This window comes from Rhizobium sp. BK650, assembly GCF_014195325.1.
Classification (GTDB): domain Bacteria; phylum Pseudomonadota; class Alphaproteobacteria; order Rhizobiales; family Rhizobiaceae; genus Rhizobium.
In genome coordinates this window covers 773,915-798,998 of the sequence record NZ_JACIBK010000001.1, presented here as the reverse complement: position 1 = coordinate 798,998, position 25,084 = coordinate 773,915, and the positions used below count along the sequence as shown (strand labels likewise).

Below are 25,084 nucleotides of genomic sequence, written 5' to 3'. Positions count from 1 at the left end.
TGCGATATCAGCAAGAAAATGAGCGATAACTTCCTCGACATGCTCGTTTTCGTGCGCGTGGTGCAGGCCGGCAGCCTCTCGGGTGCAGCCCGCGATCTCAACTTCTCGCTGACCGTCGTCAGCCGCAAGCTGTCGCGTCTGGAGGATAGGTTGGGCGTGCGCCTCGTCAACAGAACGACCCGATCGCTGTCACTCACCGAGGAAGGCGCGCGCTTCTACGAACGCTGCTCCAAAATCCTGACCGAGATCGACGATGCCGAAACCGAGGCGACGAGCGGCAGGGATACGGCAAGCGGCCTTCTGAAAGTCACCGCCACCTATGCCTTTAGCCGCCGCTGGCTGGCGCCGCTCCTGCATGAATTCCGAGAGGCCCATCCCGATCTCACTATCCATCTCGATACCGAGGACGGCCTGGTGAATATCGTCGAGGGGGGCTACGATCTCGCAATTCGTTTTGGCGCGCTGTCCGACTCCAGCCTGATCGCCCGGCAGATCGCGCCGAACCGTCGTGTCATCTGCGCGTCGCCTGCCTATCTCGACCGCCGCAGCCGTCCCGAAACGATCGACGATCTGCCCGCCCACGAGGTCATCGCTTTCGGCGAGCCGCCCAGTACGCACTGGACCTTTGCGGATGGGCGCAGCGCCAATGTCACCGCCAGGCTGACCACCAACAATGGCGAGCTCGCCCATCGCTGGGCGCTTTCAGGCGCCGGGCTCGTGCTGAAGTCGATCTGGGACGTCAAGGACGATATCGACAGCGGTGCGCTGGAGATCGTCCTGCCGGAGGCGAAGCTCGCCGCCGCCCCGATCCATGCCGTCTTCCCTCACAGCCGCCTTGCCGCCGCCAAGGTGCGGCTCTGCATCGATTTTCTGTCGCAGAGGCTGCGCAAGGCGTCGCCCGCAGACCTGTCGGCGGATCACGGCTGATCTGTCGAAAAAGTGATTTCGTTCCAACAACTTCTGGCTTATGTGGGCTTGCCAGACGCAAGCAATGCCCATCTTCTGCCCGATTGTTGGCGTTCAAGTCGGGCTTCATCCGCACGGAATGAATAAGCGCCGCGACAGTATTTTATCGAGTTTCGAGGACATCAGAATGCCGCCTAGAACATCTTCCCGCTGGATTGCACCGCTCGCCGGTCTTCTGGTGCTCTCGGGGGGTGCAATTGCCGTGCGCGCCGAGCCTTTGCCGGCGGCCCCGCCCGACACTCAGGCAAGCCCGAAGCCCGGCTACACGGTTCCCGCCCGTCGCCCCGTCCATATCGTCCGGCAGGATACGGGCACGTCGCTATCGGCACTCTTTGATTCAGCCAGTGGCAATCAGGCCAAAGTGCTGAACGAGATGGACAGCCTCCAGATCTCGATGAACAATGACATCGCGGAGGCGGTGGAGGCCTATTACGCCCAGCCGAAGGCAAAGCTCATTTGGGTCGATGGCAAGGGGCCGACTCCGAAGGCCGCACAGGCCCTCGACCTCCTGAAGCAGGCCGACGATTGGGGATTGAATGCCGGCGATTATGCCGTTGCCCCTCCTCAGGGAGGCGACCGCGCCAAGGCGCTGGCCGAGTTCGAGGCCTCCCTCTCAGCCAAGATGCTGATGTTCCTGCAGGATAATTTCCGCGGCCGGATCGATCCCAACAAGCTGTCCAATTATTATGATTTCAAGCGCAAGCCGGTCGATCTGAAGGCCACGATTGCCCAACTGTCGGCCACGCCTGACCTGATGGTGGTCTTCGACCGCCTGCTGCCGAGCAATCCGAAATTCGCCCAGCTTGCGGCCGAACTGCACTATCTCCGCACATCAGGCCAGGGCGGCGATACTGCCGCCAATATCAACAAGGTGATCGTGGCGATGGAGGAGATGCGCTGGCTGCCGCAGGAATTCCCGGAGCGCTACGTCTTCATCAACCAGCCGGCCTACATGGCCTACTATTATGAAAACGGCACGCTGACGCTGTCGATGAAGGCCGTGATCGGCCAGCAGGACCATCAGACGAATTTCTTCGACGCCTCGATCAAGACGGTCGAATTCAACCCCGACTGGGGCGTGCCGCAATCGATCATCCGCAACGAGATGCTGCCGCATCTGAAGCACGACCCCGCCTATCTGGATAAGGAGGGCTACAAGGTCTCGGTCAAGGGCAAGCCGATGCCGTCGGCCAAGGTCGACTGGTCGCAGCCGCTCGAAAACATCGGCGTCGTCCAGCCTCCGGGTCCTGATAATGCGCTCGGGCAGCTGAAGATCCTCTTCCCTAACCCCCACGATATCTACATGCATGACACGCCGGCGCGCGGCAAATTCGCCTCGCAGGACCGCATGTTCAGCCATGGCTGCGTGCGCCTGGAAAACCCGAAGGCGATGGCTGCCGCGGTCCTGAAGACCTCCGTCGAGTTCGTCGACCAGCAGATCGCTGCCGGCGGCAAGCAGGACATGCCGGTTCCCGAAGAGGTTCCCGTGTACGTTTCCTATTTCACCGCCTGGCCAACGGATGACGGCGTCATCCACTATTTCGACGATATCTACGGCCGCGACGCGCAAACGCTGTCAGCGATCTCGGCAACGTCCGCGAGCCGGGCGCAGTCCTGACAGGGCAAAGCTTCATTTCTGAGCCGACGATAGCGGCTCAGAAATCTCCACCTGCCGCATCTGCGAATTTTCGCATGAGCCTGACGAGATCGTCGATCTCGTCAGGCGCCCAGGATTGAAAAATTGCCTTTCCCATCCGCTCGCGGGCCCGGTCCACGAGATCCGTCATAGCCTTGCCCTCGGGCGTTATGACCGCCTGCTTCACCCGCCTGTCCGCCTTGCTGTCCTGCCGCGCCACGAGACCCAGGCTCTCAAGCTTGGCGACCTGACGGCTGACTGTCGTGTGGTCGCGGCCGATGCGGTCGGCAAGGTCGACAATGCCTATCGGGCCACGCCGCTCGATGCCGACGAGCAGTGGAAATAAAGCCCTGTCCAGCGGAATTCCTGCCTCGCGGATCAGCATTTCATCGCGCTGCGGCCGGTTCATCATCGAAACGATATCGATCAGAGCGGAATGCAACTCCCGCAGCTGCTCGTTAATGCGTGTATTTTGCACGTAATTTGTTGACGGCATGCTTCGCTCCTGATATACGTGCATAATACACACATTGGAGCTGTCATGTCACAGAAAATCTCTGCCGACGTACTGATTTGCGGTGCCGGCGCCGCGGGACTGACCCTGGCGATCGAGCTTGCAAGACGCGCCATCCCTTTCCGCATCATCGAGCAGATGCAGGACCCCTTCTGCGGCTCGCGCGGAAAGGGCATCCAGCCGAGAACGCAGGAAGTCTTCGAAGACCTCGGCGTCATCGACAGGATCGTTGCGGCGGGCGGCACCTACCCGCCGCAGTGCGAATATCGGGAGGATGGAAGCGAAGACGTGTCCGATGTCATGACACTTCCCGCTCCCACCGATGCCGAGCCCTATCAGATCCCCCTTCTCGTCCCGCAGTTCTTGACCGAACGGGTGCTGCGTGAGCGCCTGCAGGAACTCGGCCATCAGGTCGACTACGGCGTGAAACTCGTCGCCTTCGAACAGGACGAGGACGGCGTTACCGCCCGGATGGCAGGCCCGGCGCAGGAAGTCGTCGAGCGCTTCCGCTATCTTGTGGGGGCCGACGGCGGCAGAAGCTTTGTCCGCCACACGCTCGCCATCGATTTTCCTGGAAAGACGCTTGGCGTCCGGGCGCTCGTCGCCGATGTCGAGATCGAAGGCCTGTCCCGCGATTTTTGGCATCGTTTCGGCGAAGGCGACATGGCACGCCAGATTTCGATCTGCCCACTGGCGGGAACCGGCATGTTCCAGGTCCAGGGGCCGATTGCGCTTGACGGCGATGTCGATCTCAGCGCGGCAGGCCTCTCCGCCATCCTTGCCGACAGAAGCGGCAGGTCCGATCTCGTCGTCACCGCCGTTTCCTGGGCTTCGGCATTTCACATGAATGCGCGGCTTGCCGATCGTTACCGCGTCGGCCGTGTATTCCTCGCCGGCGACGCCGCCCATACGCATCCGCCGACCGGCGGACAAGGCCTCAACACGAGCGTGCAGGACGCCTATAATCTCGGCTGGAAACTCGCCGCAGTGCTTGCCGGCGCGCCGAATGACCTGCTCGACACCTACGAGGCCGAACGCCGGCCGATCGCAGCACAGATGCTCGGCCTTGCAACTTCTCTTCTGGAAGCCGCCAAGGCCGGATTGATACGCCGCGGGCGCGAGGTGCACCAGCTCGACCTCTGCTATCCGGGATCTCGGCTCGCGATGGAAAACCCCGCACGTGACAATGGCGCGCTCGCCGGCGACCGGGCGCCGGATGCGATCATGCAAGGTGCTGCCGGCCAGCAGATCAGGCTTTTCAACCTGTTTTGCGGAACGCACTGGACGCTGATCGGCCACGAGGTCGAGGCCGGTGACGGCCCCCGACCCCGGCCCGGACTGCATATCCACCGGACAGGACCGCGCGGCGACCTTATCGACACCGGCGCTGAGTTGAAAACCCATTACGGCCTGTCCTCAGGCGAATGGGTTCTGGTGCGCCCCGATGGCTACATAGGCGCCATCGTGACCGCCGACGAACTGCCGTCTCTCGAACCCTATCTCGCCTTTGTCGGCCTTGAGATCGGGAGTGACGGCAATGGCCGCTAGAGTGACGGTGCGCACATGGGCGACACCGCTGACAACCGGCGCCTTCCTGCTGATGGCCGGCACCGGCATCCTGATGTTCTTCGAGTGCGAGCGCGGCCTGATGACCGTCGTTCACCAGTGGTTTTCCTGGCTCTTCGTGGTCGGCGCCATCTGTCACATCGTCGCCAACATCAGGCCGTTCCAGTCACATCTGAAGGCGCGCTGGGGCAGCTACAGCGTTGCGGTTTTCGCCGTCATTCTCGCCGCTTCCTTCTTCAGCTGGGGCCAGATCACCGGGCCGCAGCTGGAACGCCCGATCGAGCTGGCGCTCGTCGGCGCCCCGCTCTCGGCGCTAGCCGATGTCACCGGCCAGTCACAGGCCGAACTGCTGGAGAAACTGAGAAAACGCGGCATCGAGGCGCAAGCGCATCAATCCGTGCAGGATCTCGCCCGCCTTCACGATATCGACGAGAACCGCGCGCTCGCCATCATCTTCGATGTCGAAGGATAGGCCAGCCTCTTACCGCTTATTGCCAATGCCTCTCATCTGTGCGGCGACGGAAAACTGTGGCATAAATTGCCGATGGCGATGCATGTCTTGGCAGTCCATCGTGACGACACTGTCGGGGCGGAAAAGGCGGTGGGCGGTTCGCTTGCCGGAGCCTATTCCGTCGGCGTCCTCTGCTGGCTGCTCTCAGCCGGCGTTTACATCGCCGCCAAATGGGTCTCCTCGGAAATGCCGCCCTGGGCGCTCTGTTTCTGGCGCGTGCTGATCGCCTTCGCCATCCTGCTGCCCATCGTGCATCACCATTTCGGCGAGATGCTTGCCTTGGTGCGGAGGCGTGGCCTCGAATTGCTTTTCATCGGCGGCATGGGGCTCGCCGTCTGCCAGGGCCTGATCTTTGTCGGCCTCCAGCATGCCGATGCCACCACCGCCGGCATCATCATCGCGCTGATCCCAATCATCACCATGATCCTCGCCCGCCTGATGCTGGCAGAGCCGATGGGCCGCTGGCAAGTCGCCGGCTCGATCCTCGCCTTCCTCGGCATCGTCGTCATCATCGTCAAAGGCAGCCCGGCCGCACTTCTGCGGCTCGACTTCAACCCCGGCGAACTCTGGATCGTCGCCGGCGCCTTCTGCTTCAGCCTCTACACAGTGCTGCTGCGCCGGGCAAAATTCGATCTGAACCGGCTTGCCCTGCTCGTCCTGCTGCTCGGCGCCGCCGCGCTGACAGCCCTGCCCTTCTACCTCTACGAGCTCGCCGCCGACGAACGGACGACGCTGAATACCAGCGGCCTGATCGCGCTCGCCTATGTCGCGATTCCCGGCGGCGCGCTCATGTATTATCTCTTCAACCGCAGCATCGAGGCGCTGGGTGCCGCCCGCGCCGGCGTGCTCCTCTACATCCAGACGATCTTCATCGCCGTGCTCGCCTATCTGATCCTCGGCGAAAAACTGCAGACCTATCACCTCGAAGGTGCGGCTCTCATCATCGCCGGATTGCTGCTGATTATTCTGCTGAAACCGAAGGAAAAGACCGCGGCAGCCTGATGACAGGAGGCGAAGATTAAGACCCTCAGCCCTTCACGCCTGCCCGATATCGCAACCCATCCACCAGCAGCGCAATCATCCGCCGCGTCGTCGCCGGATCGTCTCCCTGCCCGAGATTGGATAGCTGCGCGCCGGCCCGGATGAGTTCGCTTGCCTCCACATCGCCGCGTACAGCTCCCGCGGCAACCGCTTTATCCAGCAGACCCTGCAGGGCCGGGATCATGTGCTGATCGAAATAAGCAGGTAAGGCCTCATAGGCCGGATCGCCGGAATGGAGCGCCGCGGCAAGGCCGCGCTTGGCCATGATGAAATCGGCAAAGCGCTGCATCCAGCGCGACAGCGCCTCGCCCGGCTCATATTCTGCAGCAAACGTCACCGCGGCATCGGCACAGGCATCCACTTCGTTGCGCATGACCGCCTTGATGAGATCGGAGCGCTGCGGAAAATGGCGATAGACCGTGCCGACGCCGACACCGGCCTTTTCCGCGATCTCGCGTACCGGCGCATCTACGCCGGAGGTGGCAAATACATTCAAGGCGGCTTTCAGCAGCGAATCCAGGTTGCGCCGCGCATCCGCTCTTACAGGCCTTTCATGGCCGCCATCAGCCTCACGCGCCTCGCCCGGGCTGTCCGTCCCGTCAGTCACATCAACACCCCTTGCAAAACGGAACATAGTTCCGTATAAACGGAACCACGTTCCGGATGCGCTCTTATACCCTGTTCGGCGAGACTTTGCCAGATGCAAGGCCGCTGTCGGGACTTTTACCAGATTCAAAAATCTGCCTTGCGGGGCAGCTCAGAATTCGAAGGAAACGAAGATGCAATACCGTCCCCTTGGCCGCACCGGCATCAAGGTCAGCCCCTATTGCCTTGGCGCCATGATGTTCGGGGCCATCGGCAATGCCGATCACGACGATTCCATCCGCATCATCCACAAGGCGCTCGACGCCGGCATTAACTTCATCGACACCGCCGACATGTACAGCCACGGCGAATCCGAGGAGATCGTCGGCAAGGCGCTGAAGGGTCGGCGCGACAATGTCGTGCTCGCAACCAAATGCTTCATCCCGATGGGCCAGGATCCAAACCAGCAGGGTAGCTCGCGCCGCTGGATCTATCGCGCCGTGGAAGATTCGCTGCGCCGTCTGCAGACCGATTATATCGATCTCTTCCAGATGCACCGCCCCGCTCCCGACACCGATATCGAGGAAACGCTCTCGGCCCTCACGGACCTGATGCGCGCGGGCAAGATCCGCGCCATCGGCTCCTCCACCTTCCCCGTTTCCGACATCATCGAGGCGCAATGGGTAGCCGAAAAGCGAGGGCTGGCCCGCTTCCGCACCGAACAGCCGCCCTATTCGATCCTGCATCGCGGCATCGAGCGCGAAGTCCTGCCGACGCTCGAACGCTATGGCATGGGCGCGCTCGTCTGGAGCCCGCTTGCCATGGGCATGCTGACCGGCCGCTATCGCCGAGGTGCCGCCCAGCCGGACAGCACCCGCGTCGCCTATTTCCCCAAGCAGATGTCGAACGAAAACAGCCTCGACGCCGTCGAGCAGCTCATCCCGCTCGCCGAAGGTGCCGGCATCTCGCTCACCCACATGGCGCTTGCCTTCGTCATCGCCCATCCGGGCGTCACGTCGGCAATCCTCGGACCGCGAACCATGGAGCAGCTCGATGATCTCCTGGCCGGCACGCAGGTACGTCTTAGCGACGAACTGCTCGACGCCATCGACGCCATCGTACCGCCAGGCACCGAAACCGGCCCGCTGGAAGCCAATTACCAGCCTCCGGCGATCAAGATAGCGAGCCTGCGCCGCCGTCCGCCCGCCGAACGCGCCGCCGGCTGATCGGCAAACCAGCGTCGAAGGCTCCGCTACTCCAGCGGGGCCTCCAGCACAATGACGGATCGAGATTCCTCGGCAGGGATCGGCTGCAGCCGGCGTTGCGCTTCCTCCACCTCGATGGCGAGCTCTTCCAGAAACTCATCCCACATATCGAGCGCCCGCAAGCCTTCACGCGTGCGGAACAGATAGTCGGCCGAACTGCCGATGCTGCCCGAAGCAGTTGCAAGCCGCTGAACGGTCGCCTCCCTCGAAAGCCCGCCGGCATAGGTATTTGCGAGCGGGTTCATGGTGAACGTGATGCCGCTTCCAAAGCGGCTACCGTCTTCATCCAGCAGATCGACCCAGCGGGGAATATAGGCCTCGGCCACCATCTCCCGCCGCCACAACAGCTCCAGTTCGTGCTGGATATCCTCTTCCGCAATCCGCAACGCGACACCATTGCAAGCCCCGCCCGCATCGAGGCCGAGCACGAGACCTGGATTGTCAGGCGAACCCCGCCCGGAAACGGTGGCAAGGCAAAAGGACCGGCGCCAGCCCTCGATGCGGGCTTTCCTGCTTTCGACGCTGAGGATGATCGGGTTCCAGATCAGCGAACCATAGGCAAAAATCCAGACGTCGCCCGCCGGCCGCTCGGCAAGTATCGATGCGAGGGAGGCCTGTCGCTCCTTGTCGCTGAGAAGCTTGAGCGATGGCGCTTCCCCGGCCAACAGGTCGGCGAAGGTGCCGCTCAGCAGCAGCTCGCGCGACAGGATCTGCTCGCCGCGGCAGGCGATGGCTTCGCAGCCTTTGTTGTTGATGGTCATGACACCCCCAATTTCTCGGCCATGGATATCGGCAATAGCCTCATGTCGCCGCCATCATCCACGGCTTGCGCGCGGGATAAACCCTGCCGGCGCAGACACAGTGTCTCCGCAGCCGCAACAATCGCAACATCTGCCCCTCTTCCCGCCACGGAAATGCGCACCACATCGCCTGAAAGACATGGGATGAAATGGGAGCCTGACATGACCGAAATCGGCCGTCTGCTCGGTGCCGGCAAGGAAGCTGAAGTCTACGAACATGGCACGCTGGCGCTCAAGCTCTACCGGCCCGGCCGCCCGAAAGCCCCGGCCTTCCGCGAGGCCGCCAATCTGGCGGTTGCCGAGGCGCTTTCGCTGCCCGTGCCGAGAATCCACGTCGTCGGCGATTATCACGGTCGCTGGGGACTGCTGATGGATCGCGCGCCCGGTACGAGCCTTGCCGATGAGATGCTGCCGGAACCGCCGCTCTCGGCCATCAAAGAGATGGCAGCGCTCCACCAGCGCCTGCACCGCGAACCCGGCACCGGTCTGCCATCGCTGAAAGCAAGGCTGTCAATCCACATCCGACAAGCGAAAGACCTGCAACACACCCTGCGGGACCGCCTGCTCGCCGATCTCCAGGCCCTGCCCGATGGCGACCGCCTCTGCCATTTCGATTTTCACCCGTGGAATATCCTCGGCGCCGGCAGTGACACGACGATCATCGACTGGCTGGACGCCTGCAGCGGCAGCCCGGCCGCCGATGTCTGCCGCACCTATCTGCTGCTGCGCCGCGCCCTGCCCTCGATTGCCGAAGCCTATGTCGTCACCTACGCCAAGGGCAGTGACATCAGTTCCGAAAAGATCTTCGCCTGGCTGCCCGTCATATCGGCCGCGCGTCTGGCGGAGAACGTGCCGGAGGAGAATGAGGATTTGCGGCATCTCGCAGCACTTGCGCCCGTCAAGGAATAGAACTCAGCGGACGCCACCTTTCGCCGCCTGCACCTGCTCCTTGCCGAACTGCTTCAGCCTGGACAGGAAATAGGCAAGCGTCGGCGAACTGTTCGACCTGTTATAGCCGACGGCGAGATCGATGGTCGGCGGTTCGCCCCTCAGCGGCCGGCTGGTCACAGACCAGGGCAGGAAGTTTTCGGCATAGGCGGGCAGCAGCGCCACGCCACGCGTCGAGGCGATCAGCGACATGGCCATGGTGAGATTATGGACGCGATGCGCCGGCTCGATGTTGAGGCCGCTCGCCGCCAGATAATCCTCGATCGCCCGGCGCATCGGCCCGGCAATGTCGGAGCCACCGATGAAGGTCTCCTTGGCAAGCTCGCGCACATCGATGCTTTGCTCGCGGGCAAGGCGATGGTCGCTCGGCATCAGCACGACGAAATGCTCCGTCGCCACCGTCACGTAGTCGAGTTCGGGATGATTAGGCTCGTGCCGCAGGAAGGCCACATCCAGACGGCCGCTGGAAAGACCGTCCGCCAAATCAGGCGAATTCTCGCTCGACACCGTCATCTCGATATTGCGCAGTTCAGGCCCTAAAAGCCGCGTGGTCTCCGTCAGCCAGTTGACCTCCTGCCCGCTCAGGAAGCCGACGGCAAAGCCGGGCTTGGCCGGCCGCGCTGCCCGCCGGGCCGCGTCCCGCCCGGCCTCCACCTGCGCGACGGCCAGCCGCGCGTGATCGAGAAACACCTTGCCCGCCTCTGTCAGCTCCACGCCGCGGGCGCTGCGCATCAACAGCGCCACACCGATCTCCTGTTCGAGATCGCGGATCTGCCGGCTGAGCGACGGCTGCGCCGTATGCAGCCGACGCTCGGCGGCAACAGTCAGGCTGCCCTCCTCGGCGACGGCGATGAAATAGCGAAGATGTCGGAGTTCGATGTGAGCACCCCATACTTTTCAGGCATGCCATCACACTTACAAAGTCTTTTTCATATGGGCAAGCAGCGCCTAAATCTTTGCTCAACGGAAGCGACCCCCCCCCCGACGGGAACTCTCGGAAACAGGGAGAAAACGACGGGATCGCCCCGTAGGACAAGCGATGTCAAGGATTAGCCCCATGCCTGCAATCGTCATACGCATCACGTCAGCCTATGCCGCCGCGGGCCGGGCAACCACCCTTGCCATCGGCCGCAGCCATGCCGCTCTGGGCATGACCGCCGACTAAACCCGATACCGACGTCAACCCGAAATGAGCGCAACGCGGCCAAGCCCGCGAACCCTTAACCGCGCCCGAAATTCAACAAGAGCACAAGGAAAACAGACAATGACCAAGCTCAATGGAAAGACCGCCCTCGTCACCGGCGCCTCGCGCGGCATCGGTGCCGGCATCGCAAAACGACTGGCAGCCGAAGGCGCCAGCGTCGCCATCACCTACACCAAGGGCGCAGATGCCGCCGCAGCCGTCGTCGGCGAGATCGAAAAGGCCGGCGGCAAGGCAATCGCCATCCAGGCGGATGCGGCTGACGCCAAGGCCGTCATAGCTGCGGTCGAGCAGACCGTCGCCGCTTTCGGCAGCCTCGATATCCTCGTCAACAATGCCGGCACGGCCATTCCGAAGCCCTTCGAGGAAACGACGATCGAGGATATGGACCGCGTCATCGACATCAACCTGCGCGGCGTCTTCATCGCCACACAGGCGGCCCTGAAGCACCTGCCGGATGGCGGTCGCATCATCACCATCGGCTCCTGCGTCGGCGAACGCATGATGACGCCAGGCCTTGTCGCCTATGCCGCGACCAAAGGCGCGGTGAAGATGTTCACGCAGGGCCTCGCCCGTGAAGTCGGATCGCGCGGCATCACTGTCAACAACGTCCAGCCGGGTCCGATCGATACCGATCTGAACCCCGCCGCCGGCGACTGGGCCGAACCGCAGATCGCCAATACGGCACTCAAGCGCTACGGCCACGTCGATGACATCGCCGCCATGGTCGCCTTCGTCGCCGGCCCGGAGGCCAGCTACATCACCGGCGCCAGCCTGACCGTCGATGGCGGCACCAACGCCTGAGGAGAGCACTGTGACCAAATGCAACGGAAAAACTGCCCTGGTCACGGGAGCATCGCGCGGCATCGGCCGCGCGGCTGCGCTCGCTCTCGCCAAGGCCGGCGCCCAGGTGCTTGTTCACTATTCGAGCGGCAAACAGGAAGCCGAAGTGGTCGTGGAGAACATCCGCCTCGCCGGCGGCCGCGCCGAAGCCGTCGGCGCCGATCTTTCGCTCCCCGACGGGCCGCATAAGCTCGCCGCCCGCGTGCGCGAAATCGTCGGCGACCGGCTGGATATCCTTGTCGCCAATGCCGGTATCTCCAGGGCGGCCCCCATCGAGGAGACGACGGTGGAGGATTTCGACCGGCTCTTCGCCGTCAATGTCCGCGCCCCCTTCTTCCTCGTGCAGCAACTGCTACCGATCCTGCATGAGGGCAGCAGCATCGTGCTCGTCTCCTCGCTCGCCGCCCGTGCCTCGGTCGGAACGATCTATGCCTATGCCGCGACCAAGGGAGCGATTGACACACTCGTAACCCACTTCGCCGCCGCCCTCGGCCCACGCGGCATCCGCGTCAATGCGGTGGCTCCCGGCGTCGTCCAGACGGATATGTCCAACTTCACCAAGACCGATGCCGGCCGAGATTTCGCGCTTGGCATGCAATCCCTCAAACGCCTCGCCGTGCCCGAGGATATCGGCGACGTCATCGCTTTCCTCGCCTCCGACCAGGCCCGCTGGATCACCGGCGACATCATCCATGCCGACGGCGGATCGAAGCTTTGATCTCCCGACGGCTGAGCATTAGTCGCCGGGACGAGGCGGCCCCGGCGCGGCCCAGCGTCGAGCATGATCACGAGAGGAGGGGAGTATCGTTTTCGTCCGGCGCTTGCCAGTTAAGCCGCACAAGCCTCGCAGGTGCCGCGGATCTCGATCGTCGTCTTCGCCGGCTTGAACTTCTGGCTGCGCACCCAGCCCATCAGCCGGTGGTCCACTTCATGGTCGTGGAACTCGATCACCTGCCCGCAGCTTTCGCATATCGCGAAGGCGACGATGCCGTGGCTGTGGCAGTCTTCGCCCGGATGGGCGCAGGCGACGAAGGAATTGATGCTTTCGAGCCGGTGCACGACGCCATATTCGAGCAGCTTTTCCAGCGCGCGATAGACCTGCAGCGGCGCGCGAAAACCCTGGTCGCGCAGCTTGTCGAGGATCGTATAGGCGCTGAGCGGTCCCTCTGCCTTTTCGAGCACGTCGAAGACGAGCATCTGGTTGCGGGTCATTTGCGGTGCGTTCATGAGCCTTGTCCTTGCAGGTCCCTGCGCCCGCGCCAGGCGGGAAGCAGGCTCAGAATGAAAAGAATGAGGGCGGCGACGACGATCGACGGGCCGGACGGCGTGTCATAGGTCAGCGAGCCGAAGAGCCCGCCGACGACGGCGACCGCGCCGATCAGCGAGGCGAGCACGGCCATCAGTTCCGGCGTCGATGAGAAGCGCCGCGCCGTTGCCGCCGGAATGATCAGCAGCGAGGTGATCAGCATGATGCCGACGATCTTCATGGCAATGGCGATGACGACGGCCATCAAGAGCATGAAGAACAGCCGCGCCCGCTCCGGCCGCAGGCCTTCGGCCTCTGCCAGTTCCGGATTGACGGTGGCTGCCAAGAGCGGACGCCACAGCCAGGCGATCGCCGCGAGCACAAGAATGCCGCCACCCCAGATCAGCGCGATATCGCTGGTCGACACCGCCAGGATATCGCCGAACAGGAAGGCGATAAGATCGATGCGCACCCAGGTCATGAAGGCTACCATGACGAGGCCGATAGCCAGCGTCGCATGCGAGAGGATGCCGAGCAGCGCATCGGCCGACAGCGCCTGACGCTTCTGCAGCAAGAGCAGCAGGATCGAGACAACGGCAGCCACCACGAAGACGGCCAGCGTCAGGTTGAGTTCGAAGAGCAACGAGAGCGCGACGCCCAGCAGCGCCGAATGGGCGATCGTATCGCCGAAATAGGCCATGCGCCGCCAGATGATGAAACAGCCCAGCGGCCCGGTCGTCAGCGCCAGCCCGACGCCGGCAAGGACTGCGCGCACGAAGAAATCGTCAAGCATGTCGGTCCTCCCCGCTTTTGGCTCCGCTCTGGAAATGCGTGTGGGTATGGGCGTGCGCTTCTGCATGCGCATGCCCGTGCGACTGATCTCCATCGGCATGAGCGTGAGCATAAGCCTCGGCATGATCGTGCGAATGCTCGTGCCCGTGATCACGTCCATGCCCGAGCCCATCGTCATGATCATGGTGATGCCCATCCTCGGGATAACAATGATCGGTCACCGAACCGTCTTCATGCAGCACGCGCCCGTCGGGCAGATGCGTATGGTCGTGATGGTGGCTGTAGACGGCAAGCGTCTGCGCCGCACGGCTGCCGAATAGGCGCACATATTCCGGGCTCTGGCTGACCGTCTGCGGCGTGCCGCGGCAGCAGACATGGCCGTTGAGGCAGATCACTGTATCGGTCTCCGCCATGACGACGTGCAGATCGTGCGAGATCAGCAGAATACCGCAGCCGGTCGTATTGCGGATCGATTTGATGAGGTCGTAAAGCGCGATCTCACCGGCGAAATCCACGCCCTGCACTGGCTCGTCGAGCACGAGAAGATCCGGCTTGCGGGCAATGGCGCGCGCCATCAGCGCCCGCTGGAATTCGCCACCCGAGAGGTGCTGCACCTGCGCATCCAGCATATGCGCCATGCCGGATGCTTCCAGTGCCGCCATGATATCGGCCTCGGGCAGCGGCCCGGTCAGCGTCATCAGCCGGCGTACGGAAAGCGGTAATGTCCAATCGATCGCGAGCTTCTGCGGCACATAACCGACCTTGAGGCCGGCTTTCTTCATGACCCTGCCCTCATCGGGCTTCAACACGCCGATCGCCGCCTTGGCGCTTGTCGATTTGCCGGAGCCGTTGGGGCCGATCAGCGTGACGATCTCGCCGCGCGAAACGGAGAAATCCACGCCGCGCACCAGCCAGCGACCGCCGCGGCGAACGCCGACATTTTCGAGCGAAACCAGCGTTTCGGCCCTGATCCTGTCGGGACTATTTGCGGGAGAAAGCATCAAATTTTCCGAAAGTGCTGTTGCATCCTGCTATTGCACACGTTATAGCATAACGCAATTGATGTAATAACATAACAATTGCAATTCAAGCGGAGCATGCTGATGAAACTGGCGATGGGCCTTTCCCTCGCAATCCTGGCTCTTCTTTTCGCCGGGTCTCCCCAGGCCGCCGATGCCCCTGTCGTGGTCACCTCGATCAAGCCGATCCATTCGCTGGTTGCAGCCATCATGCAGGGCGTCGGCAAGCCGGAACTGATCGTCGACGGCGCCGCCTCCCCGCATACCTATAATCTGAAACCCTCCAACGCCCGCGCTCTTCAGGAAGCCAAGGTGATCTTCTGGGTCGGCCCCGGCCTCGAAGCCTTCCTCGAAAAGCCGCTGCAATCGCTGGGCTCCGACGCGATCGTCGCTCGGCTCGACGATGCGCCGGGCCTAGTGAAGCTGCCCTTCCGCGAAGGCGGCGCCTTTGAGGCGCATGACGATGGCGACGAGCACGATGGCGCTCCCGCCGCGGAGCATGAACATGCCGACGCCGATCATGACCATGGCGCCTTCGACACCCATCTCTGGCTCGACCCCATGAATGCCAAGGCGATGGCGACCGAGATCACCACCACGCTGGTCGCAGCCGACCCCGAGAATGCACTGACCTATGAGGCCAATGCCAAGGCGCTGGATGACAGGCTCGACGCGCTCGACAAGGAAATCACCGCCATCGTGTCACCTGTGAAGGACAAGCCCTTCATCGTCTTCCACGATGCCTATCAATATTTCGAGCACCGCTACCATATCCGTGTCGCTGGCTCGATCACCGTTAGCCCCGAGACCATTCCTGGGGCCGAGCGCGTCTCGGAAATCCACAAGAAGGTCGGCGATCTCGGCGCGACCTGCGTCTTCGCCGAGCCGCAATTCGAACCGCGCCTCGTCAATATCGTCATCGAGGGCACAAACGCTAAGTCGGGCGTGCTGGACCCGGAAGCCGCTACGCTGCCTGCCGGCCCCGATCTCTATTTCACCCTCATGCGCGGCATCGCCGATAGCATGAGAAGCTGCCTCGCCAGCGCATGACCTGAACGCAAGCCGGGTTTAACTCGGCCATGCGTCAGATGAACATTGACGGAGCGCCGCTGGCGCATCCAGCCGAACTTGCAGCCCCCGCCCCCCGCGAGCGCTGCGGCGAAAGAAGGCGGCGACACCCCGTTCCGCCTTTTTTTGTTGAGCACATATGTAACGTTATAACATAATACGGTGACATCATGGATAAACGACTTCCCGTTACTGTCCTCTCCGGCTTCCTCGGCGCCGGCAAGACGACGCTGCTCAATCATGTCCTCTCCAACCGCGAAGGCCTGCGCGTCGCCGTCATTGTCAATGACATGAGCGAGGTGAATATCGATGCCGCGCTTGTGCGCGATGGCGGCGCCAATCTCTCGCGCACGGAAGAGCAGCTCGTCGAAATGACCAATGGCTGCATCTGCTGCACGCTGCGCGACGATCTCCTGAAGGAAGTCCGCCAGCTCGCAGACCAAAGCCGCTTCGATTACCTGCTGATCGAATCCACAGGCATTGCCGAACCCCTGCCCATCGCCACCACCTTCGAATTCCGCGACGAGAATGGGGCAAGCCTCTCCGATGTCGCCCGCCTCGATACGATGGTCACCGTCGTCGACGCCGCCAACTTGCTTGCCGACTACGCCTCGTCCGATTTCCTCGCCGACCGCGGCGAAACCGCGGGCGATGGCGACAACAGGACGATCGTCGACCTGCTCGTCGAACAGATCGAATTTGCCGATGTCGTCGTGCTGAACAAGATTGGCACCGCGACCGGAGACCAGCGCGATGTGGCCCGCAAGATCATCGCCGGCCTCAATCCGGATGCCCGTATCATCGAGACGGATTTCGGCAAGGTGGCATTGAAGGATGTGCTGGGCACCGGCCGCTTCGATATCGACAAAGCCGAGACCCACCCGCTCTGGTACAAGGAACTGCACGGGTTCAAGAACCATGTGCCGGAAACCGAAGAATACGGCATCCGTTCCTTCGTCTATCGCGAAAGGCGTCCCTTCCATCCCGCCAAGCTGCAGGTTTTTCTCGACAGAAGCTGGCCTGGTGTCGTCCGGGCCAAAGGCTTCTTCTGGCTCGCGACCCGCCCGCACCATGCTGGCGAGATCAGCCAGGCCGGCGCGCTCGTCCGCACCGGCAAGATGGGTCTCTGGTGGGCGGCCGTTCCGCGTGAACAGTGGCCGCAGGAGCCCGCCTTCCTGCGCACCATCAGCCCCTATCTCGACCCCATCTGGGGCGACCGCCGCCAGGAAATCGTCTTCATCGGCGCCGACCCCATGGATGAGGCCTGGATCAGGCGGGAGCTCGACGCCTGCCTGGTTGACAGCGACGCCTTCACGCCTGAGCGCTGGCGCAACCTGCCCGATCCATTTGCAAGCTGGAGCCGGCGGGCAGCATGAAGACCGCGGCGATCAAACCCTACCGCTGCCTCTGCATCGAATGCCAGCCGCTGCCACCGATCGAGGACCCGCATCCGCTGACGTATGGCGGTGAAACCGCAAACGAAGCACGGAAACCGAAGCGGATTCTTGGTGTCATCGCCGAGCTGGTAATGCCCTCGCGGCCGCAGGATGGGGGCATCGAATAGCCTGCCGCTGTATGCCTGCCGGGACAGAAGCCCGAGTCCGACAGGCAGCTCCAGGGATGACTTTTTGCGCAGATCGATCTTCTGATCCTTTTTTGATCATCCTCAATTCAATAAATGGGCATAAAGAGCCGAAGCCCGGTCGCTCGCCGACCCGATTCACGCGCAAACACAAGGATCGGCTGAAACTCCCCGCGACTGGCACATCACTTGCACGCGTTTCGGTGGAAACCACCGGACGCGCCATGCCTTTCCTGACCGACCTTCTGCTCGCAGCCACCCTCGCCCTCAGCCTGCGGCGCTTCATCCTCCCCTATGTAGTGGAGGATGACATCGTCAGGGCCTCGGCTCCGGTGACGATGGTGGCAAGCGCTGTTTTCCTCGCCGCCCTCGCGCTGACCTGCGCCGACAAAAGTTTCTGGAGCGCTGGCGTCACCCTTGCCGGGGGCGCGTTGCTTGCCTTCGTCTTCGACGACAGATGGCCGAAACTCGCCGTCACTGCAGCGGCGGCCTGCCTGCTCGCCTATCTCGGCATGCGCTGATCGGCGTTAAGCCGCGTCAGCCGTGGTCCTGCCGCCCTTCGGCAATGCTCGCGCAACGGCGCTCAGCAGATCCGTCTGCGAAATCAGCCCTATGATACGTTTTTCCTCATCGACGATAATGACCGCATGGGTGCGCCCATCCGTCAGATCCGGCAGCAGCCCCATCGCCACGGCGTCGGCACGCGCGGTTGTCGCCGGCGAGACCAGCCGCTCCACCGAACCCGAGGCGAGCGCAAGCTCCCGAAGGCCGACGGTGCCGATCAATTTCCCGGCCTCATCGCGCACCGGCAAAGTCCTTATATTGTGATTGAGCAGCAGCCAGCGCGCCTGCTCCACCGTCGCATCGGCATCGACCGCGATGACGTCGCGCGACATGATATCGGCGCATTTGATGTCCGCATTCGAACGCGCGACGGCCTCGAATTCGACCTGACGCAGCAGCCGGGCGAGATCGGCGCGGTCGATATCGAAGGTCTCGTTGAGTTTGGCGAGTGCCGCATCGATATCCTCTTCCTGGAAGCCGGCGCGTTCCACCGGTGGCCGGTCGGCCGTCAGGTGCGTGTTGACGGGTGCGGCCACCACATGCGGGTAATTGTGCCGTGACAGCTTGTGAAAGACGAGGCCGAGCGCCACCAGCAGGCAGGAATTCAGCGCGACAGGCACAAACGGAAAGAGCATGCCCCAGCTGGCGACGACAGGACCGCCGAGCACCGCCGTCAGCGCCGCCGCTCCGCCCGGCGGGTGCAGGCAGCGGGTAAAGGACATGGCGGCAATCGCCAGCGACACACCCACCCCGGTCGCTATGATCGGATCATGGATCGCGCTTGCCGCCGCAACCCCCATGATCGCCGATATCGTATTGCCGCCGATGATCGACCAGGGCTGAGCGAGCGGACTGGCCGGCACGGCAAAGAGCAGCACGGCAGACGCCCCCATCGGGGCCACGATCAGCGGCAGATGTGAACCTTCGCCAAACAGCGCGCCGCAGAGCAGGCCCGTCAGTGCAATGGAAACCAGCGCCCCGAGACAGGCGAGCAGCCGGTCGCGCAGCGTCGCACCGGCGAGAATGGGATGAAACAGCCGCGAGATGGAAAACCGGCGGGATCTCTCGTCGGGATTTGGCATGCGCATGTAGAACTCTTTGACTTAGGCTCGGGACTGGATGGTAGGCGCTGCTATTGCAGCATGGCGGGTGGTGGCTCGGCCGACATGAGCATGATCTGCTCGAAGGCCTGCAGCGGGTCGGACCGCTGCTCGCGCTTCGAAATCAGCAGCGTATCGACGGGACCGAGCCGGTGGACGGCGACCTCGGCCCTCCAGGGCAGCATGTCGAGCACCGACCGCGGCATGACGCCGACGGCGTTGCCGGCAATAACCTGGGCAAGGATCGCATGATAGGAGGTCATCTCCACCGTCGGCAGCCTGCCGTTGGCGCGGACCCACCGCTCGGCGAGCTGGCGATAGGTGCAGCCCGGCTCCAGGGCTGCGAGCGCCGGAAGGCGAATATCCTGAGGAGTCGAGACCGCGGCATGCTGCGGCGGAAGCACGAGCAGCAGGTCTTCTTCGTAGACCCGCACCTGATGCAGATCATCCGGATCGACGCCGGAGGACGACAGCCAGCCGGGCTCACCCTGCGGCGTGGCGATCAGCGCGCAATCGAGCTCGCCGGATAGAACCGCCTTCGTCAGCTCCCGCGTGGCGCCGAGCGTCAGCTTCAGGGCGATATCCGGATTCCGGTCGTTGAAGCGAGCAAGCACGGGCGGCAGCCGGCTCGCCGCCGTGCTTTCCATTGTGCCGAGGCGTAGGGTCGGCTGCGGGCGGGCGCCCTTCAGCGCGAGCTCCGCCTCCCCGGCCAGTGCCGTCAGTCGCCGTGCATAGGAGACGAAGAGCTGCCCTTCCGGTGTCAACGTCATGCGTTTGCCATCGCGGCTGAAGAGCGTGGCGTCCATCTGTCCCTCGAGAGCCTGAATACGGGTCGTGACATTCGACGGCGCGCGCGAAAGCCTCTTGGCCGCACGGGTGACGCTGCCCTCTTCGGCAACGGCGAGGAAAATTTCCAATGAAGACAGATCCACATCGATCTCGCTTGATGAACGAGCTCGTCTATTATTCCAAATTGGAGAATGACCGCAACCGTCGAAGTATTCAAAATCGTCGCATGAACTGAAAACTTCTTCCTATCAAACGGCCGGATGCGGAAAGACGAACCAGACGCATAATATGAGCCTAGAGGATGATGGAGTCCGGCCTGTCATGACCCTGGGTTCGACAGAAGGAAGCGAAATCCCGGAGGAACTGCTCCGCGACCTGGCGGTTGGCGGGGCGCTTGAGAATCTCCTGGATCGATTCCGGCGTCTCGTTCATGAGCGGAAGTCGGAAGAACAGGTTTTCGTTGAAGCTGGCGCTTATGGTTGAAAGCACGGTTCGCAGAATTGTCAGCATATCGTCTCCCCTGTGGGAGGCGTGGGCAAGCGCTATCGGCTTGCCGACGACCTGATCTCCTGACACGAGCCAGTCGATCGCGTTTTTCAAGCCGCCGGGAATGCTGCGAACATATTCGGGGCTGGATATGAGCAGTCCGTCACTGTCGAAGATCATTCGCATGAATGCGCGAACGCTGTCCGGCAGGTCGGGCCCCTCCAGATCAGGCGAGAACACGGGCAGATCGCCTATACCGTCGAAAACATCGATGGTGATGTCGTTAGGCGCGACGGTTCGCATAGCCCTCAACAAGGCCGTGTTGGTAGACGACTGGCGCGCACTGCCGGAAATCGCAAGTATCTTCATGGTCAAACGTTAGCGCCTCACACAGCGACAATCCATCGTTTCGCGACTGTCCGAGTCCTCTCCGACTGCCGCCAAACGCCTGATTTACGCAACATTGCGTTGACTGAGATGTCGGCGAGGGAATCCCCGCCGCATTGGCCATCGCCACGGTGCGCGGCCGGTTGGCCAAACCCTCAGCCGTCCAGCCAGGCCGCTAGGCCATCCAACGTCTGTAGTCCGTATTCGACCGCGCCGAAGCCGATAACGAACCGGCGACGCTCGGGAGTGGGGTGGAGTTGGCGCATGGTCAGCACCGTCTTGCCGTCGGTCTGCTCATCGAAGGTCACCGTAGCGCGGAAACGGTCGGGGTCGTTGAAATCGGGCGTGCCATAATCCATCACGATCCGCTCGTTCGGCACGATCTCCAGAAAGCGCATGAGGTTCGGGAAGCGCTGCTCCTTGCCCTCGAACACGCCCACCATGTCGAAGCGCCAGACCCCACCCTCGCGGATATCGGCTTCATGGCTCTCGATTCTAAGGCCGGCGGGGCCGTACCATTCGGCCAGTGCCTTGGGGTCCATCCAGGCGGCGAAGACCTTCTCGCGCGGGTGATTCAGCACCTTGACCAGAACGATTTCGCGATCGAGCGACCAGGTGTCAAACGGGTTTGCCATGTCCTTCATCATCCTCTTGCGTCTTGTCCAGGTAGGTTTCCAGCCGATCCAGCCGTTCGGTCCAGCGCCGGCGCTCCGCGACCATCCAGTCCGCCGCCTCGTCGAACCGCGCCTGCACCAGCCGGCACCAACGGCTGCGTCCGCGCTTCTCGCTGGCGATCAGCCCGCAATCCTCCAGCACCTTGAGATGCTGGGCAAAGGAGGGCAGCGCCATGTCGAAGGGCTCGGCGAGCACGGTGACGGGCACCTCGCCCTCAGCCAGCCGCGAAATCACCGCGCGGCGGGTCGGATCGCTAAGAGCATGAAAGGCAAGGTCGAGCGGAGTCGAATGGTAAGGCATGCGACTTATTAAAACCTGTTCGGGCGCAGGTCAAGGACAATAAGGCGATTGCCTTAGTGTTGAAACCGTATATAAAGGCACTTGCCTTAGTATTGAGGCAGATCAACCACTCGCAAGGAGAGTTCCAGTGGCAGTACGTGTTGACCTCATGATCTCGCTCGATGGTTTCGCGACAACGACGGACCAGACGCCCGAAGTCCCGTTCGGCGAGGATTGGCCGCGACTCGTCGGCGCCTATGCTGCAACGCGGACCTTCCGTGAGCGTGTGCTCCACGATACCAGCGGGATCGGCACCACCGGTCTCGATGACGATTACGCGAAGGAGTATTTCGATAATGTGGGTTCTGAGATCATGGGCGCCGGCATGTTTGGTCTCCACAGATTCCCCGACGATCCGAACTGGCGCGGCTGGTGGGGCGACGAGCCGCCCTTCCGGGTTCCGGTCTTCGTTCTCACCCACAAGGCTCGGCCCTCCATCGAGATGGCTGGTGGCACGACGTTCCATTTCCTCAACACCACCCCGGCCGATGCGCTCCAGCAAGCTGTCAGAGCAGCTGATGCCAAAGATGTGCGGGTTGGCGGCGGCCCGACGGTCGTCCGCGACTTTCTGAAAGCAGGTCTCGTCGATCGCCTTCATGTGGCGATTACGCCGATCCTGCTCGGGCGTGGCATATGCCTGTGGGACGATCTGCGCGGCCTGGAAGCTGGCTACACGGTCAAGTCGGAGACGGCACCGAGCGGCATCATCCACATAACCTTCCAGCGCTAGCCGCCGGCCGGTGAATTGGGGCGATCATGGACTGTCGACAGGTGGTCCATGATGCCGGCACGTCGAGTAGTGCGGCAGTGCCGGGATCACAGATGTCCAGGCAAGCATGCGTCGCAAAATCAGCCTGTACATCGCGGTCGAGAACGCAAACGGCAAGCGCATCGAAGCGGTCGTGCCGCCGGGACGTACGGACAAGGACTGAGACCGGCACGCCCAAAGGGCGCCGATGCCGATCGCAACTATCTGAAAATCATCGCCATGTTGATGACGTCGGTGTACTCATCATCGGAGCAAAACGCGTCGCGGCTCACGCCCTCGCGCATGAAACCCACCGCCTCGTAAAGCGGATCGCCCGCGCATTGTCCGCATGCACGCCCAATTCGATGCGGATCATACCCGCTTCACGCGCCGCCTCGATCGCCGCCTCGATCAGGCGCCGGTCGAGCCCCCGCCCGCGATAGCCCGGCAGCAGCCCCATGCCGAGCGCGCCGCAATGAGCGCGCGATAGAAAGAAGTGCCGTCTTATATCGCACCAGCCCACCAGCTCGCCGCCATCGAGAGCGACGAGATGCACATTGCCTTCGGCGATCGACGACAGCGCGAATTTGCGCGTCTCTTCAATCGGCGGGGGCTTCGAGCAGGGTCAGATATCTCCGCTCGCGGGCCACGGTATCGAGAGCCCGGTAAAAGTCCTCGATATGATCGGCGGTCATTCGCTCGATGCGGATTCCTGCCATCGCGCTCACAGTTCCTCGTAGTTGAACCAGTCGAAATCGGCCGTCTTTGCCCGGCCTGATGTATCGAAGGCGAAGATGCCGGCAAAGGCCCCGGTAAAGGAGCCGTGCTCGCCGCGTCCGCCCTCGTCCGAGACTACGCCGGCGTCGAGAACGGGGCCAATCGGCTGCCAGGCCCCCTTGCCTTCCGTCTGCCAGAAGAATTGCAGGTCGTTGTCGCGGATCTCCATGCAAAGCTGCACGCGGCCGGCGGCCGGGATCGCAACACCCGCGTCCGCCGGGAAGCTCATGCGCCCGTTCGGATAGTCACCGTCACAGGAGAAGATCGTGACGCAACGACCAAGCTTTTCATGCAGCGTGACCACGACGGCGTGGAACTTGTGGCGATTATAGTAGTGGGTCAGCCCGGCCACCTGCTGATAAGTGTCAGGATTGAATTCCACTACCGTCTCGGCGCGGAAACTGTGGTGCTCCTGCCGGCGTGCGACGAGCGCCTGCTCGAACCACGAGCCGATGCTTTCGCGGCCGATCAGGCGCAGATGGCCCGGACGATCCGTGAGGTTGAAAATGCGCTCCGGCTGCGGCGTTCGCAGCCACTGGAAATCGGCCGGCAACACGCCGCCGTCGAAGGAATATTCGCTCCGAACCGGCTTTTCGGCTCGCGTCGCACCGCCAAGGCCCGGCACCTCGACATCTGGAACAACAGTGCCGTTTTCGAGATAGAGCCAGTCATCCTCGCGCCAGACGCATTTCTGCAGCGCCGTCTCGCGCCCAAGCGTGCAGCGGCGTTTCGGCGGCAAGGGCCGGCCGCAGAGATGCGTGTGATAGACCTGCCCGTCAGGCGTTTCGACATATTGCCCGTGTCCTGCCCGCTGCAGCACCGCTTCCGGATTGTCCTTCGAGGTGATCAGGTGGCGGTTCGGGTGCAACTCATAGGGACCGTCGATATTGCGCGAGCGCGCCATCGTCACGGCATGGTCGTAACCCGTGCCGCCTTCTGCCGTCGTCAGGTAGTACCAGCCGTTCTTGCGGAAGAGATGCGGTCCCTCGACCAGGCCGAGCGGGCTGCCGGCGAAGATGTTCTTGATCGGGCCTTTCAGCGCCTTCGTCTGCGGGTCCCATTCCTGTAGCAGGATCCCGTCGAAAGCCGGCGATTTCGGTGAGCCACCATAGCTCTCGGTACGATGGTTCCACTGCATGTTGACGAACCACTTGCGCCCGTCCTCGTCATGGAAGAGCGATGGGTCGAAGCCGGAGGAATTGACGTACACGGGTTCGGACCATTCGCCCTCGATGGTGGGCGAGGTCACGATGTAATTATGCGCGTCCTTGAAGTTGCCGTCGAAGCGCTTGACGTCGGTATAGACGAGCCAGAACTGGCCGTCGGCATAGGAAAGACACGGCGCCCAGATGCCGCAGCTGTCGGGGTTGCCGCGCATGTCGAGCTGCGAGGCACGCTCCAGCGGCCGGCGCACCAGCTTCCAGTTCACCAGATCGCGCGAATGATGGATCTGCACGCCCGGATACCATTCGAAGGTCGAGGTCGCGATGTAATAATCGTCGCCGACACGACAAATGGACGGGTCAGGATTGAATCCAGGCAGGATGGGATTGCGGATCATGGCGGCTCCTCCGTTGAGCAAGGTTCTTGCTATACGTACGTCAAATTATACCAGAAAAACGCCCGGGGTTTTGCC

27 protein-coding genes and 1 pseudogene are annotated in these 25,084 nt (G+C 62.6%); 14 read left to right on the top strand and 14 right to left on the bottom strand.

Annotated features, from left to right (window positions below):
- The first annotated feature begins 18 nt into the window (after positions 1-18).
- Together FHX15_RS03865 and FHX15_RS03860 are read left to right on the top strand one after the other, a co-directional pair.
- Positions 19-927 (top strand): LysR family transcriptional regulator, encoded by a 909-nt coding sequence (locus FHX15_RS03865; RefSeq protein WP_184393804.1) that lies wholly within the window; start codon positions 19-21, stop codon positions 925-927.
- A 166-nt stretch (positions 928-1,093) separates the two neighbouring features.
- Positions 1,094-2,584, top strand: coding sequence for a murein L,D-transpeptidase (locus FHX15_RS03860; protein ID WP_184393802.1), 1,491 nt, complete (start codon positions 1,094-1,096; stop codon positions 2,582-2,584).
- A gap of 37 nt (positions 2,585-2,621) precedes the next feature.
- On the opposite strand, the gene FHX15_RS03855 is transcribed toward FHX15_RS03860, so the two are convergent.
- Positions 2,622-3,098, bottom strand: coding sequence for a MarR family winged helix-turn-helix transcriptional regulator (locus tag FHX15_RS03855; RefSeq protein WP_184393800.1), 477 nt, complete (start codon positions 3,096-3,098; stop codon positions 2,622-2,624).
- 45 nt (positions 3,099-3,143) lie between these two features.
- Here FHX15_RS03855 and FHX15_RS03850 point away from each other — a divergent pair, with 45 nt between their 5' ends.
- From FHX15_RS03850 to FHX15_RS03840, 3 genes are all read left to right on the top strand, one after another.
- A complete protein-coding gene (locus FHX15_RS03850; RefSeq protein ID WP_184393798.1) occupies positions 3,144-4,664 on the top strand; it encodes an FAD-dependent oxidoreductase in 1,521 nt (506 codons plus the stop codon).
- The gene (locus FHX15_RS03845; protein ID WP_184393796.1) at positions 4,654-5,154 is read left to right on the top strand and encodes a DUF4405 domain-containing protein; all 501 of its coding nucleotides are present in this window, start codon (positions 4,654-4,656) and stop codon (positions 5,152-5,154) included. The genes FHX15_RS03850 and FHX15_RS03845 overlap by 11 nt, the downstream gene beginning before the upstream one ends.
- A 72-nt stretch (positions 5,155-5,226) precedes the next feature.
- Entirely contained in the window at positions 5,227-6,195 is a 969-nt protein-coding gene (locus tag FHX15_RS03840) for a DMT family transporter (RefSeq protein ID WP_184393794.1), read from the top strand.
- A 25-nt stretch (positions 6,196-6,220) separates the two neighbouring features.
- On the opposite strand, the gene FHX15_RS03835 is transcribed toward FHX15_RS03840, so the two are convergent.
- Positions 6,221-6,841 carry a TetR/AcrR family transcriptional regulator gene (locus FHX15_RS03835; RefSeq protein WP_184393793.1) on the bottom strand — a complete coding sequence of 207 codons (621 nt, stop codon included), beginning with the start codon at positions 6,839-6,841 and terminating at the stop codon, positions 6,221-6,223.
- A 172-nt stretch (positions 6,842-7,013) separates the two neighbouring features.
- On the opposite strand from FHX15_RS03835, the gene FHX15_RS03830 reads away from it, so the two are divergent.
- A complete protein-coding gene (locus tag FHX15_RS03830; RefSeq protein WP_184393791.1) occupies positions 7,014-8,045 on the top strand; it encodes an aldo/keto reductase in 1,032 nt (343 codons plus the stop codon).
- Positions 8,046-8,071: 26 nt separating this feature from the next.
- On the opposite strand, the gene FHX15_RS03825 is transcribed toward FHX15_RS03830, so the two are convergent.
- Positions 8,072-8,845 (bottom strand): gamma-glutamylcyclotransferase, encoded by a 774-nt coding sequence (locus tag FHX15_RS03825; RefSeq protein WP_184393789.1) that lies wholly within the window; start codon positions 8,843-8,845, stop codon positions 8,072-8,074.
- Between the two features lie 201 nt (positions 8,846-9,046).
- On the opposite strand from FHX15_RS03825, the gene FHX15_RS03820 reads away from it, so the two are divergent.
- A complete protein-coding gene (locus FHX15_RS03820; protein ID WP_184393787.1) occupies positions 9,047-9,793 on the top strand; it encodes an aminoglycoside phosphotransferase family protein in 747 nt (248 codons plus the stop codon).
- A 3-nt stretch (positions 9,794-9,796) separates the two neighbouring features.
- On the opposite strand, the gene FHX15_RS03815 is transcribed toward FHX15_RS03820, so the two are convergent.
- Positions 9,797-10,711, bottom strand: coding sequence for a LysR family transcriptional regulator (locus tag FHX15_RS03815; RefSeq protein ID WP_184394029.1), 915 nt, complete (start codon positions 10,709-10,711; stop codon positions 9,797-9,799).
- A gap of 385 nt (positions 10,712-11,096) precedes the next feature.
- On the opposite strand from FHX15_RS03815, the gene FHX15_RS03810 reads away from it, so the two are divergent.
- Together FHX15_RS03810 and FHX15_RS03805 are read left to right on the top strand one after the other, a co-directional pair.
- A complete protein-coding gene (locus FHX15_RS03810) occupies positions 11,097-11,837 on the top strand; it encodes a 3-oxoacyl-ACP reductase family protein (protein WP_184393785.1) in 741 nt (246 codons plus the stop codon).
- A gap of 10 nt (positions 11,838-11,847) precedes the next feature.
- On the top strand, positions 11,848-12,594 hold the full coding sequence (locus tag FHX15_RS03805; RefSeq protein WP_312861622.1) for an SDR family oxidoreductase: 747 nt from the start codon (positions 11,848-11,850) through the stop codon (positions 12,592-12,594).
- Positions 12,595-12,704: 110 nt separating this feature from the next.
- Here the strand turns inward: FHX15_RS03805 and FHX15_RS03800 are convergent, their stop codons facing one another.
- The 3 genes from FHX15_RS03800 to znuC are packed head-to-tail and all read right to left on the bottom strand — an operon-like array spanning position 12,705 to position 14,915.
- The gene (locus FHX15_RS03800; RefSeq protein WP_184393783.1) at positions 12,705-13,103 is read right to left on the bottom strand and encodes a Fur family transcriptional regulator; all 399 of its coding nucleotides are present in this window, start codon (positions 13,101-13,103) and stop codon (positions 12,705-12,707) included.
- A complete protein-coding gene (znuB, locus tag FHX15_RS03795) occupies positions 13,100-13,915 on the bottom strand; it encodes a zinc ABC transporter permease subunit ZnuB (protein ID WP_184393782.1) in 816 nt (271 codons plus the stop codon). Before znuB ends, FHX15_RS03800 begins: the two co-directional genes overlap by 4 nt.
- Positions 13,908-14,915, bottom strand: a complete 1,008-nt coding sequence (gene znuC, locus FHX15_RS03790; RefSeq protein WP_184393781.1) for a zinc ABC transporter ATP-binding protein ZnuC — start codon at positions 14,913-14,915, stop codon at positions 13,908-13,910. The genes znuB and znuC overlap by 8 nt, the downstream gene beginning before the upstream one ends.
- Positions 14,916-15,017: 102 nt before the next feature.
- Here znuC and FHX15_RS03785 point away from each other — a divergent pair, with 102 nt between their 5' ends.
- From FHX15_RS03785 to FHX15_RS03770, 4 genes are all read left to right on the top strand, one after another.
- Positions 15,018-15,983 (top strand): zinc ABC transporter substrate-binding protein, encoded by a 966-nt coding sequence (locus tag FHX15_RS03785; protein WP_184393780.1) that lies wholly within the window; start codon positions 15,018-15,020, stop codon positions 15,981-15,983.
- A gap of 188 nt (positions 15,984-16,171) precedes the next feature.
- Entirely contained in the window at positions 16,172-17,377 is a 1,206-nt protein-coding gene (gene zigA, locus FHX15_RS03780) for a zinc metallochaperone GTPase ZigA (RefSeq protein ID WP_184393779.1), read from the top strand.
- Positions 17,374-17,565: a hypothetical protein gene (locus FHX15_RS03775; protein ID WP_184393778.1), complete on the top strand. Its 192-nt coding sequence runs from the start codon at positions 17,374-17,376 to the stop codon at positions 17,563-17,565. Before zigA ends, FHX15_RS03775 begins: the two co-directional genes overlap by 4 nt.
- Before the next feature lie 242 nt (positions 17,566-17,807).
- Positions 17,808-18,104: a hypothetical protein gene (locus FHX15_RS03770; RefSeq protein ID WP_184393777.1), complete on the top strand. Its 297-nt coding sequence runs from the start codon at positions 17,808-17,810 to the stop codon at positions 18,102-18,104.
- 6 nt (positions 18,105-18,110) lie between these two features.
- On the opposite strand, the gene FHX15_RS03765 is transcribed toward FHX15_RS03770, so the two are convergent.
- From FHX15_RS03765 to FHX15_RS03745, 5 genes are all read right to left on the bottom strand, one after another.
- Positions 18,111-19,235 carry an HPP family protein gene (locus FHX15_RS03765; protein ID WP_184393776.1) on the bottom strand — a complete coding sequence of 375 codons (1,125 nt, stop codon included), beginning with the start codon at positions 19,233-19,235 and terminating at the stop codon, positions 18,111-18,113.
- A 44-nt stretch (positions 19,236-19,279) separates the two neighbouring features.
- Entirely contained in the window at positions 19,280-20,179 is a 900-nt protein-coding gene (locus FHX15_RS03760) for a LysR substrate-binding domain-containing protein (RefSeq protein ID WP_184393775.1), read from the bottom strand.
- 151 nt (positions 20,180-20,330) lie between these two features.
- Positions 20,331-20,891 carry an NADPH-dependent FMN reductase gene (locus FHX15_RS03755; protein WP_184394028.1) on the bottom strand — a complete coding sequence of 187 codons (561 nt, stop codon included), beginning with the start codon at positions 20,889-20,891 and terminating at the stop codon, positions 20,331-20,333.
- Between the two features lie 173 nt (positions 20,892-21,064).
- Entirely contained in the window at positions 21,065-21,553 is a 489-nt protein-coding gene (locus FHX15_RS03750; protein WP_184394026.1) for an SRPBCC family protein, read from the bottom strand.
- On the bottom strand, positions 21,528-21,884 hold the full coding sequence (locus tag FHX15_RS03745; protein ID WP_184393773.1) for an ArsR/SmtB family transcription factor: 357 nt from the start codon (positions 21,882-21,884) through the stop codon (positions 21,528-21,530). Before FHX15_RS03745 ends, FHX15_RS03750 begins: the two co-directional genes overlap by 26 nt.
- A 127-nt stretch (positions 21,885-22,011) precedes the next feature.
- Between FHX15_RS03745 and FHX15_RS03740 the strand changes: the two genes are divergently transcribed.
- The gene (locus tag FHX15_RS03740) at positions 22,012-22,653 is read left to right on the top strand and encodes a dihydrofolate reductase family protein (protein ID WP_184393771.1); all 642 of its coding nucleotides are present in this window, start codon (positions 22,012-22,014) and stop codon (positions 22,651-22,653) included.
- A gap of 239 nt (positions 22,654-22,892) precedes the next feature.
- Here the strand turns inward: FHX15_RS03740 and FHX15_RS03735 are convergent.
- A pseudogene (locus FHX15_RS03735) lies at positions 22,893-23,390 on the bottom strand (GNAT family N-acetyltransferase).
- Positions 23,391-23,395: 5 nt separating this feature from the next.
- Positions 23,396-25,009 carry a glycoside hydrolase family 43 protein gene (locus FHX15_RS03730; protein ID WP_184393769.1) on the bottom strand — a complete coding sequence of 538 codons (1,614 nt, stop codon included), beginning with the start codon at positions 25,007-25,009 and terminating at the stop codon, positions 23,396-23,398.
- Positions 25,010-25,084 lie beyond the last annotated feature (75 nt).

Excerpts from the sequence above, each read along its gene's own strand:
- FHX15_RS03865 (WP_184393804.1), top strand. The coding sequence starts at position 19 with ATGAGCGATAACTTCCTCGACATGCTCGTTTTCGTGCGCGTGGTGCAG.
- FHX15_RS03860 (WP_184393802.1), top strand. The coding sequence starts at position 1,094 with ATGCCGCCTAGAACATCTTCCCGCTGGATTGCACCGCTCGCCGGTCTT.
- FHX15_RS03855 (WP_184393800.1), bottom strand. The coding sequence starts at position 3,098 with ATGCCGTCAACAAATTACGTGCAAAATACACGCATTAACGAGCAGCTG.
- FHX15_RS03850 (WP_184393798.1), top strand. The coding sequence starts at position 3,144 with ATGTCACAGAAAATCTCTGCCGACGTACTGATTTGCGGTGCCGGCGCC.
- FHX15_RS03845 (WP_184393796.1), top strand. The coding sequence starts at position 4,654 with ATGGCCGCTAGAGTGACGGTGCGCACATGGGCGACACCGCTGACAACC.
- FHX15_RS03840 (WP_184393794.1), top strand. The coding sequence starts at position 5,227 with ATGGCGATGCATGTCTTGGCAGTCCATCGTGACGACACTGTCGGGGCG.
- FHX15_RS03830 (WP_184393791.1), top strand. The coding sequence starts at position 7,014 with ATGCAATACCGTCCCCTTGGCCGCACCGGCATCAAGGTCAGCCCCTAT.
- FHX15_RS03825 (WP_184393789.1), bottom strand. The coding sequence starts at position 8,845 with ATGACCATCAACAACAAAGGCTGCGAAGCCATCGCCTGCCGCGGCGAG.
- FHX15_RS03820 (WP_184393787.1), top strand. The coding sequence starts at position 9,047 with ATGACCGAAATCGGCCGTCTGCTCGGTGCCGGCAAGGAAGCTGAAGTC.
- FHX15_RS03810 (WP_184393785.1), top strand. The coding sequence starts at position 11,097 with ATGACCAAGCTCAATGGAAAGACCGCCCTCGTCACCGGCGCCTCGCGC.
- FHX15_RS03800 (WP_184393783.1), bottom strand. The coding sequence starts at position 13,103 with ATGAACGCACCGCAAATGACCCGCAACCAGATGCTCGTCTTCGACGTG.
- znuB (WP_184393782.1), bottom strand. The coding sequence starts at position 13,915 with ATGCTTGACGATTTCTTCGTGCGCGCAGTCCTTGCCGGCGTCGGGCTG.
- znuC (WP_184393781.1), bottom strand. The coding sequence starts at position 14,915 with ATGCTTTCTCCCGCAAATAGTCCCGACAGGATCAGGGCCGAAACGCTG.
- FHX15_RS03785 (WP_184393780.1), top strand. The coding sequence starts at position 15,018 with ATGAAACTGGCGATGGGCCTTTCCCTCGCAATCCTGGCTCTTCTTTTC.
- zigA (WP_184393779.1), top strand. The coding sequence starts at position 16,172 with ATGGATAAACGACTTCCCGTTACTGTCCTCTCCGGCTTCCTCGGCGCC.
- FHX15_RS03775 (WP_184393778.1), top strand. The coding sequence starts at position 17,374 with ATGAAGACCGCGGCGATCAAACCCTACCGCTGCCTCTGCATCGAATGC.
- FHX15_RS03770 (WP_184393777.1), top strand. The coding sequence starts at position 17,808 with ATGCCTTTCCTGACCGACCTTCTGCTCGCAGCCACCCTCGCCCTCAGC.
- FHX15_RS03765 (WP_184393776.1), bottom strand. The coding sequence starts at position 19,235 with ATGCGCATGCCAAATCCCGACGAGAGATCCCGCCGGTTTTCCATCTCG.
- FHX15_RS03755 (WP_184394028.1), bottom strand. The coding sequence starts at position 20,891 with ATGAAGATACTTGCGATTTCCGGCAGTGCGCGCCAGTCGTCTACCAAC.
- FHX15_RS03750 (WP_184394026.1), bottom strand. The coding sequence starts at position 21,553 with ATGAAGGACATGGCAAACCCGTTTGACACCTGGTCGCTCGATCGCGAA.
- FHX15_RS03745 (WP_184393773.1), bottom strand. The coding sequence starts at position 21,884 with ATGCCTTACCATTCGACTCCGCTCGACCTTGCCTTTCATGCTCTTAGC.
- FHX15_RS03730 (WP_184393769.1), bottom strand. The coding sequence starts at position 25,009 with ATGATCCGCAATCCCATCCTGCCTGGATTCAATCCTGACCCGTCCATT.